The organism is Nostoc sp. (assembly GCF_036917575.1).
Classification (GTDB): Bacteria; Cyanobacteriota; Cyanobacteriia; order Cyanobacteriales; family Nostocaceae; genus Nostoc.
On the sequence record NZ_JBALDC010000085.1, the window covers coordinates 162,543 to 172,591 of the forward strand.

Annotated in this window: 8 protein-coding genes; 3 read left to right on the forward strand and 5 right to left on the reverse strand. The window is 41.8% G+C overall.

What is annotated here, in order from left to right:
* Positions 1–315 precede the first annotated feature (315 nt).
* Positions 316–1,053 (reverse strand): phycocyanobilin:ferredoxin oxidoreductase, encoded by a 738-nt coding sequence (locus V7K79_RS25545; RefSeq protein WP_335051633.1) that lies wholly within the window; start codon positions 1,051–1,053, stop codon positions 316–318.
* Positions 1,054–1,254: 201 nt separating this feature from the next.
* Between V7K79_RS25545 and V7K79_RS25550 the strand changes: the two genes are divergently transcribed.
* Complete coding sequence (locus V7K79_RS25550) at positions 1,255–1,482, forward strand: hypothetical protein (protein WP_335051635.1); 228 nt, start codon at positions 1,255–1,257, stop codon at positions 1,480–1,482.
* Between the two features lie 79 nt (positions 1,483–1,561).
* Here the strand turns inward: V7K79_RS25550 and V7K79_RS25555 are convergent, their stop codons facing one another.
* From V7K79_RS25555 to psbP, 4 genes are all read right to left on the reverse strand, one after another.
* On the reverse strand, positions 1,562–3,361 hold the full coding sequence (locus V7K79_RS25555) for a PRC-barrel domain-containing protein (RefSeq protein ID WP_335051637.1): 1,800 nt from the start codon (positions 3,359–3,361) through the stop codon (positions 1,562–1,564).
* Positions 3,362–3,378: 17 nt separating this feature from the next.
* On the reverse strand, positions 3,379–3,564 hold the full coding sequence (locus V7K79_RS25560; RefSeq protein WP_335051638.1) for a hypothetical protein: 186 nt from the start codon (positions 3,562–3,564) through the stop codon (positions 3,379–3,381).
* 636 nt (positions 3,565–4,200) lie between these two features.
* Positions 4,201–4,794 (reverse strand): Maf family protein, encoded by a 594-nt coding sequence (locus tag V7K79_RS25565; RefSeq protein WP_335051640.1) that lies wholly within the window; start codon positions 4,792–4,794, stop codon positions 4,201–4,203.
* Positions 4,795–4,994: 200 nt separating this feature from the next.
* On the reverse strand, positions 4,995–5,540 hold the full coding sequence (gene psbP / locus V7K79_RS25570) for a photosystem II reaction center PsbP (RefSeq protein WP_335051654.1): 546 nt from the start codon (positions 5,538–5,540) through the stop codon (positions 4,995–4,997).
* Positions 5,541–6,015: 475 nt separating this feature from the next.
* Between psbP and V7K79_RS25575 the strand changes: the two genes are divergently transcribed.
* Positions 6,016–7,008 (forward strand): helix-turn-helix transcriptional regulator, encoded by a 993-nt coding sequence (locus V7K79_RS25575; protein ID WP_335051642.1) that lies wholly within the window; start codon positions 6,016–6,018, stop codon positions 7,006–7,008.
* Between the two features lie 129 nt (positions 7,009–7,137).
* Positions 7,138–9,729 (forward strand): TonB-dependent siderophore receptor, encoded by a 2,592-nt coding sequence (locus V7K79_RS25580; RefSeq protein ID WP_335051644.1) that lies wholly within the window; start codon positions 7,138–7,140, stop codon positions 9,727–9,729.
* Positions 9,730–10,049: the final 320 nt, after the last annotated feature.

Sequence of the window (10,049 nt, forward strand, 5' to 3'; positions counted from 1 at the left end):
CAATCTTGCTACAAAAGTTAGTCTTCCTTATGTCAATCAACGATTAACTAACTTAAAAAATGTCTATACAATTTGAACATTCTTCACATTAAAGTTTCCTTAACTTTCTGGTTAATGAGTTAGCTGTCTCTAGTTATTTGCACTTACCAAGACAACAAACTATTTTGTAATATTCGCTTCAAAAACCTTACTATTCTCCCTGTTGCTGTTTTGGAACTCCATTAAACTCTCGTTGAATGAATTCTACATTTATCCGTTAGCTGAAAACGTAACAGAGCCTACAGATGGGGGAGATGAGGGAGATAGAGGGGATGACTAAGTTGGCAGATCGAATAAAACTGTAGTCATGTAATTTTCTGCCCAAACTGGGCCAAAGGCTTTTTCTAGTACGCGACGGGTTTTATCGTTTTGCTGCTGTTTGGTGCAATAGTTGTGTTGTCCGGCAAGATTTTGTGTGACTTGTTCAACGGAAACTGGATGTGAGGCGATCGCTTGGATGCAATGAATGTCTAAAAATTCTCGCACCCGTGACAGAAACATTGTTTCTTCTTCTGGGGAACTGGGGCGCACAAAGATACAAAAATCTGAAAAAATATTTCCCCATTCTGGTAATTCACGGGGTTGGGAAAAGTTAAGCACTGTTAGCTGTGTCAGTGCAGAAGTATAAGATTCTGGTAAGGTGCGTTCTACTTGAATTGGAGAAAGGTCTGCGATCGCTGCACTAATTTGACCTCTACCCCCAACTAAATCACAACCAAACATCGGTAGGTTGTATTCTGGACGGGGAAACATGACGCAGTGCAAAATATCCAGCATACTTCCGATTTTCGCCAGTTCCAAGTGCATTTTCCGAAACTGGGGCGTTTGATAGCAACGGTTTTCAATCGTCAGTTTTTCGCCTTCTAGTCTACCTTCCACATACCCCAACTCATTAGGCAAATGGTAAGGGGATAAATCCAGGTGCTGATGCCAAGCTGCCTCAATACAATCAGCTAGCTGACGAATTAGGGGATGTTGTTGCTCGCGCAGCGAGGGCATAGAAGTAAATGACATATTCTAGTTGGGAATGCGATCTAATGGCCAGTCTACAACTTGTCGTGTCATATCTGTTGTGGTCCGCAATACAAGCAAACACTTACACCCAGCCAACGTAAATTTATAATACAGATACTTTTCACAACAATTATTTATTTTGTAGTCTAGGTTACGAAAATAATTTTCTATTAGCCCATTGACCAAGGCTAATAGAAAGCTATGAAACTAGATTCTCATAGACCAGATTTTGCTATGCAAGAAAGAAGGCACAATCTGGTAGGCTTACAGAGGTTCAGAGCTTCTACTTGGGTAAACCTTTGGCAACTTCCCAACCCCTTTAGTTTTGACGAAGCACTTTTATTGTCTTCCAAAACGACAACTCAAAAGCCACTAGCAGCGTATGTTCGACATCCTATGACTGTAAATGATGCCTGTTACCGCAAATAAACGCTACAACGGGAGCGGCAACTGAACCGGATAAAGCACAAGACACGAAAAAAAAGCCCAAAGGTATTAAAGTCGAGCATTAAATTACTGAGATTGATTTGGCTTCAAGTTGCGATCGCCCATTACCGTCATGCGCCAGGGCTGCCATCCCATGTTCTTGGGCACGCAGTTCTTGATCGGATATTTCTGGCTCCTTAATATAGACCGAACTCACTAAGATATTCAGGACTCCACTTTCTTCAGCCTCACGGACAGCACGATGCGTAATCAATTCACCCACATTTAGAATCACGTTGTCTTCTGGATCAAGAATGACGCGGGTAACTGGACGACCCAGTGCAAGTTCAATTCGTTGCTTCCTGATCGCCCGTGTGCTGAGTCTTTGTAGCATTTCTGCGTTCTGTTTCAAGGCTTGCCAGAAAGTGTTGAGGTTCTCTTGAGCGACGTTTGCCCCCTGGCGCAGTTGAACTTTGGTTTCTAACCATGTGTCACTTGTCGTAGAACGAACTGCGGTTGCCAGAGCCAGACCAGCAGCGTTGAGTAATTCTGCTTGTTTGCCGTAAGTCTGGGCACGAGCAAGGACGGATTCAGTTACAATCTGCCCAGATGCCGCAATAATTAAGCCATCGTCAGCACGCACCGTTTGCAGGACTCTGCGCCCTCTTACCTGCTGGATCGCCTGGGCTGTCAGCGCATTAACGGAGTGACGTAGGTTAGCAGCACTGCTCATCGTTGCGCTCGCAATTCGATTGCTAGTAGATTCTGTTGCTGCTTGCAAATTGCGGCTGATATTGGCAGTCAGACTGCCACCCGTAGCTCGATAGAGTTCATCGAGGATACCTAAGCGCTCGGCCGCTTCTGCATCGACTAGCGTGACTAACTGCCCTTGTAGTAGTAGTACACTACCGTCTGGAGTTAGCACATCTCGCTCAACATGCTTGCCAATCACATATACTTTTTGCTCGGCAGGGTCAACCAAATTGTTTGTCAGGGAGGCAGCTGCATTTCGATTCAGGTCTTGCAGTCTGCTGCTAGTAGCATCAGTTGCGGCTTGCAGTTGCTCACCTGCATTCTGGCTAGCTGACTGTAGCCTGCGGTTCACGTTCTCTACTGAGCTTTGCAGTTGCTCACCTGCATTCTGGCTAGCTGACTGTAGCCTGCGGTTCACGTTCTCTACTGAGCTTTGCAGTTGCTCACCTGCATTTTGGCTGGCTGACTGTAGCCTGCGGTTCACGTTCTCTACTGAGCTTTGCAGTTGCTCACTTGCATTTTGGCTGGCTGACTGTAGCCTGCGGTTAGCCGTTTGAGCCGATTCTTGGAACCTGTCTTCAGTTGCTTGGACGGCTCCCCGGATACCACCGACCTGTTCTTCCATCATCTGAGCAGTTTCTGGAGGCACAAAGGCAACATCGTCACCAATTGTCAGTGCTTCGGGAGCAGGAACGAACGATCGCCCTGAGTAAGCATCGGCAAATACACCGCCAGAAACTTCGTATCCTTCCACCAGTCCACTATGCTCATCAAAGAACAAATCCACTAGTCCACCAAGGTAAAGTCCCTCAGTGGTCAGAATTCTTGTTCCTCTTAATACGATATTCTGGTGCAGAATCTCTTTAATTGCAGGTACACGATGTGCCTTAACAACAGATTCTTTCGATTTAACTATGATCGCATCAGACCCGATCGCTTGCACCTCTTGTAGGGGAATTACTTTTGCATCCCGAAACAGTCCCTTCTCTTCAACCAGGAAACCTAAAAGTTGATTGCGTTTGTGATCAAAAATTAAATCTATAACTCGCTGAATTTTCTTACCCTTGTCAGAGGTGACGACTACTTTATCGATCACATCACTACCTTTACGCATTTCTCTATTCCTCACAGTTATTATTGATTGGGTTATTTAATGACTTGTTCGTTGGTTGGCTGAATTTTTAGCTGAAAATATCGTCCTTCTCTGCCAAAACCGGGAACGATGTCAATAACGCCAAAGTATTCAAGGAGTACCCCAAAGATGGCGATAAGGATGATTAGAACGGTGATGTTTGTTCCAGTATTAGAGCGCTGTCCTACAAGTCTAGGCATTTTTTTCTCTTAATTTATTGTTGTTTTTTTATCGCCAAGCTTGCTGTAAAAATCAGACAAGTTTGTTGACATCATGATTAACTGGACTTAAATATCTATCTCCCGACATATCCGACCGTTCAGTTTGCCCTTCAAAAAGAAATAAATTAAAACAATATATTTCTCAAAGTCGATGCATTCACTATTTTTTATCCAACTTTTTTATTTGTTTTGAATAATAAACATTTTTAGTTTTAGCTTTAATATTATTGTAGTACTTCCAAGATAATTTTAATTAATGTTTTCTAAGCTATCATGAAAATTAAATTTTTCCGCACAAAATATACAATTTATACGCTATTCAAACGTTTGCTCAAACATGATTTACAGCAATTTTCAGGTAATTGAACCACAGACTCAGGTACACTGAAGAGATAGCATTGTTTGAATAGAATGCCAATATCTTACTCAAGGGATTTGCGTGAGCGTGTGATTATGGCGTGTGTTGCAAAAGAAGGCTCTCAACGCCAGTTAGCGCAAAGATTTAAGGTCAGCTTGTCATTTGTGTGAAACCTACTGCGCCAGTATCGGACAAATGGCCAAGTCGAGGCGAAACAACGTGGAGGAAGTTATTAACTTTGGACAAAGGACAAAGCACTATTGCCAGAAATCGGTGACATCGTATCCCAATTCCTGTAGCATCTGCCGCAGCAGGGGTAAACTGAGTCCAATTACATTGCTGTGACAGCCTTCAATTTTTTCCACGAAGAAACTTCCAAAACCTTCAATCGCAAAAGCACCAGCACACTTGAGAGGTTCACCTGTAGCAACATAAGCTTTAATTGCCTTCTCGCTCATTTGAGCAAAGTAAACTCTTGTAACTTGAGACTTGACTAAAGTGCGGTTTTGGTCGCTATCAATTAAGGCATGACCTGTGTATAAGTCGCCAAAGTTACCTTGCATTATCTGCCAACGAGCGATCGCTTCCGAGAAGTCTGCTGGTTTGCCGTAAATTTCACCATTGATGGACAAAACTGAATCACAACCCATAATCAAAGTTGATTCAAACTGTGGGGCTACAGTTTCCGCTTTGTACTGGGCAAGAGTTTTGACCAATTCTGCTGGTTCACTTAATTCAATTTGCGACTCATCAAACTCACTTGGTTTAACTATCGGTTCAATACCAACAGTTTGCAGCAAGCGGCGTCGGGCTGGGGAAGCTGAGGCAAGTACAAAAGGTGGAATTTTCATGAGATTTTTGACAAACTTATTAATTTGGTATTGGGGAAAAGGATATTAGGCATGGGGCATTGGTGATTAAAGTAATTCGTAATTCGTACCCCAACAGGTAAAGACCACCAAATCTGGGATTTTGGTGTGGTGTTTCACCAATAATTACGAATTACGAATTAGGAATTAGTAATTAGTTAAATTTATTCCCCAGTCCCCAATTAATAAACAGAAAAAGAATTGACAACCTCATCAATCATTCGTTTAACTTTCTGCCAGCGTTTTTCAGGAATTGAGGCGTTGAAGGTAAAAAGTTTACCACGGCTAACAGCAACGCTGCTGATGTTGTGTCGTTGCTGTTGATTCGGGAGTTTAATCTCATACTCTAAAAGGTAGTATGTTTTACCGTCTACTTCTCGCTGTGCAGCATTGACTAATTCAGCCGAACGACCAGAGTCAGGAGGCGCGAGAGCCGCTTTTCCCAATTTATATCCTACTTCTGTTGGGGTTCCCAATTCTGACAAAGTTTTGCCTTCTGGAACTGGGCTAATCACAACTGAAACATTTTCGGACACCTCAATCAAATCGTGGAAAACCACATCTGGCCCGTCAGCAACTTTAACTGGCAGCCAGCCGTTAGGATATGAAAACTGATAGCCATCACTACTGTCTACATAGCTTTTGAGTCCAGCCGCAGCCGCTACACCAGAACTACTCAAGCTGAAGCTCAACACCAATAGCAAAATTAATACAATTCGTTTCCACATTTCTACAGATTTATTTGGACTGGAGACAACACTAGCCGATTTGTCCAGAAAGCGGGGAGCGATGTAGTAACCCATGAGCTTGTTTATGAATAGTTAGCACTTCTAAAGTTAATGTTAAGTTTTTGTGGGGACAGCGATCGCTTCAAAATTGTCAAAAAATCAATATTGAATGCCTTAACCCCTACACTGCATATTTAGCTTTTTTTGTCAATGTGTCAATGAGATAAAAATTACCGATTAGGGAAAAGATAGACCCTTTAAACGATAAGCTTTATCAATATTTTTAGTCGCAAAACATACCCTTAATAGAAAATTATTGTGTGGGCGATCGCTACAAACAGAAAAATTCCAAATAGTTGAAGAGTTGGGTAAGAATTGGGAATTTATTTGCGATCGCTCTTACTTGATTCACTATTACCAACATTATCTGTATCCTTAATAAATATAATTCTCATTTAAATGCAGTATACAAGTAATGGTAGTAACAATTTCACGCCAAGCTTACTGGGAACTCTGGGATGAAAATGCCGATAATATCAGTAAATTTGACCCTAATGATGACTTAGACATTATCTACAAGTATCCTCAACAATTAGGTCAAGGTTACTCACGATTAATTTGGCTACGGCAAGGAATCGAGTTAAACATTAGCAACTACCACAACTTCGATGGAATCATTCTTCATCATGAGGAACGGGAACATCCTCTAGAATACAATTTTCAACTTTGTGGAAGTTATACAACTCCATTTTTATCTGTTAATACCAAAGAATATAGTTTATGCGGTAGTGGAATTGCACCGCAAGAATATTGTCAATCATTACCAGGAAACCAGATACAAATTAATGTTCACATAGAACCAGAGGTTTTTCGTTCATTTATTGGCGATCGTTCGGGAGATTTACCAACAGAATTACAGCATTTACTTGCAGCAGAAAATCACATTTATTATCAAAATTCTGGAAAAATTACTCCTCAGATGCAAGCCTGCTTACAGCAAATTTTACAATGTCCTTACCACGGCATAACTAAACGGATGTATTTGGAAGCAAGAGTTTTGGATCTAATGGCGTTGTTGGTGGAACAAGAGATAGAAGCGCGAAAAGGTAAAGATTCGACTCATGCTCTGAAATCAGATGATTTAGAACGCCTGTACCACGCCAAAGAAATTTTATTACAAAATCTTGACAATCCTCCCTCTTTGGTAGATTTGTCACGACAAGTAGGTTTGAATGAATGTACTTTTAAGCGGGGTTTCCGTCTCGCCTTTGGTACAACTGCTTTTCACTACTTACATCACTACCGCCTCGAAAAAGCACGACAACTATTGCATACAGGAGATATGAATGTTGTAGAAGTAGCGCGAATAGTGGGTTTTGCTAGTCGCAGTTATTTTGCGTCTGCTTTTAGAAAAAAATTTGGAGTTAATCCTAAAGAATACCTAATTAACCGAAACAATTCCCGCTAGCGTTCAAAAAATTCCCTCTAACGACCATACTTGACTCTCACACGCTAAAGCATTCCTGTAAGCTTTTTGATAAGAATTATTAATTGTCAATCAAGTCAGGTTCAGCAAGTTGGTGTTTGAGGAGTTGTGATGAAGAGTTGGTGGTTATCTAACAGTTTTCAGTTGTGGCTGGCACTGAGTCTATCAGGATGTTTGAGTGTTTTGGTTATTGTGCCTGTGTCAGCACAAGTTAAATCAGACACCCAACCCTTACTAGCGCAGTCGTCTACACCACAAATAACACCTGCATCGGAAATAGTACCAATTACAGGAGTTAAAGCAAATCCCACTGATAAAGGTGTGGAAATAATTTTAGAGACAACTGTTGGGACTAAACTGCAAGTTACAAATCGCAGTGCTGGTAATAATTTTATTGTCGATGTCTCTGGCGGGCAATTGCGTTTACCGTCGGGCGATACTTATACATTTCGTTCTGAGAAACCGCTTGCGGGAATTACTGAAATAACAGTAAATAATCTTGATGCAACTACTGTGCGAGTCACAGTAGTTGGTGTTGCAGCTTTACCCACGGTTGAGTTATTTGATGATGATGCAGGTCTAGTTTTTGGTATAAATTCTGCTGCAATAGCTACCCAGCCACCTCAAACACCCCAAGCCGAACAAAAGCCGGCACTTTCTACACCGCAGCAAGAACCAGCAGCACAGCAAGATCAGCCGATTGAGCTGGTGGTAACGGGCGAACAAGATGGATATCGCGCCCAGGATGCGTCAACTGCAACTAAGACAGATACTCCTCTACGTGATATTCCGGCTTCGATTCAAGTTATTCCCCGCCAAATAATTGAAGACCGCGCTGTTACTCAAGTTAATCAAGCACTGCAAAATGTTAGTGGTGTCAATGCTTCTGTCTATCAAGGCGTTACCGATCAAATTAATATTCGCGGTTTTGATAGTGGTAGCTATTTTAAAAATGGTAGCGCAAACCCTTTTCAATATGACCTGGTTACGACAGATAATTTAGAGCGGATTGAAGTATTAAAAGGGCCTGCGGGTGTTTTATTTGGACAAGGATCTCCTGGCGGAATCGTCAACCTAGTCACCAAAAAGCCACTGAACGAACCTTACTACAACTTATCATTCTCGGCGGGTAGTTTCGGTTTGTATCGACCTTCCTTAGATATTTCTGGGCCGTTGAACGCAGATAAAACCCTTTTATATCGTTTTATCGGCTCTTACGAACAAACCCTCAGTTTCCGCGATGGAGTTAACCGCGAGAGTTATTTCTTTACGCCAACCGTCCAGTGGAACATTTCACCCGCGACAAAATTAACATTGGAGTTAGAGTTTATCGATGCTGATACTTCAGCCGATCCGGGTATTCCCTCCATTGGGCGTGGGATTGCAGCGATTCCAATCTCACGCTATTTCAGTGAAACCGATGGGATAAACGAACCTTTTGGCAAAAATAGCGTTCGCAAGTATAACTTGACTACCACATTAGATCATCAGTTTAACCAGAATTGGTCAGTTCGCAATACCTTCTTTGCTAAGTGGTTTGATGTCGGTCGCCTCTATCCACTATATACAGGTTTGAATGAAACAACAGGAGAGTTGACGCGTCGTACCTATGCTGGGGAGGGTCTTTACCGCAGTTACTTTAATAACTTAGATATTCTGGGTAACTTCAAGACTGGTTCGATAGGGCATAAATTGTTAGCTGGGTTTGAGTATGGTAAGGAAATTAATACAGACTTGAAGTTTGGAGTTGGTGAAAGTGGTTCGTATCCATCGATTAATATCTTTAATCCTATTCGTTCCCCTGACAGATATTCTCTCTTCACACTTCCTATCACAACTAATCGTGATGAAAACAATACAACTTATGGTTTCTACCTCCAAGACCAAATTGCTTTTGCTGATAATTTGAAGTTATTGCTAGGTGGACGATTCGACAGTTTTCAACAAAATCGATTTAACCGATTGAATTCAACACCCAGCGAAGCCAATTACTCTGCTTTCAGTCCCAGAGTCGGGATTGTCTACCAACCCTTACAACCTGTATCGTTGTATGCCTCCTTTACAAAAGGTTTTGAGCCGAGTTTTGCCACATTAGAAAGTGGGAACGCTCCACCACAACGGTCAACACAATATGAAGTGGGAACCAAACTAGACTTTGGCAAATTTGGTGGAACTTTGGCTTTCTACGACATTACAAAGACTAATATTCCCACAGCCGATCTGAATAACCCACCCTTCGACATTTTGACCGGAGAAGTGAAAAGCCGAGGGATTGAATTAGATATATCGGGTGAAATTTTACCAGGATTAAATATGATTGCTGCCTATGGCTACAATGATGCCTTTGTCAGTAGCGACAATAGTACTCCTGTAGGAAATCGGTTTGATAATGCGCCCCGTCATACTGCCAGTTTATGGACAACTTATCAACTCCAAAGAGGAGATTTAAAAGGCTTGGGATTTGGTTTAGGTGTTTATTATGTAGGCGATCGCGCTGGCGACCTTGCCAACTCCTACGATATTCCTAGCTATCTTCGCTTTGATAGTTCAATTTTCTACCGACGGGACAACTGGCGGGCGCAACTGAACTTCCGTAATTTGTTCGACACAGAATATTATCTTGGCTCACCAAATAGCGATCGCTTAGGTGTAATTCCTGGCGCACCTTTTAGTGTTGTGGGAACGATTTCGGTACAGTTTTGATCAGCATCGTTACCAAGAGTATAACTAAACAGATGCTGAGAGGAGATTTGAGGCGATCGCTCAAAAAATAAATATTTATACTTTCCTATAATGTTCGATTAAGTGACAGGAAACCAATTTAACCAAGCGTCCCAATTTTCCCAGATTTGGGCAAATTATTACTTCCAATAGATGCTGCAATTTCATTTATTATATTTTAAAAAGCAGAAAAGAACGCAACGCCGCGGGGAGCATCCCACTTTGGCGAAAACATCAAATAGTGAGTGTTCCATTAAGGTAAGCACAACGGACAGAAAGTACCGAATTAACGTTCTCAATTT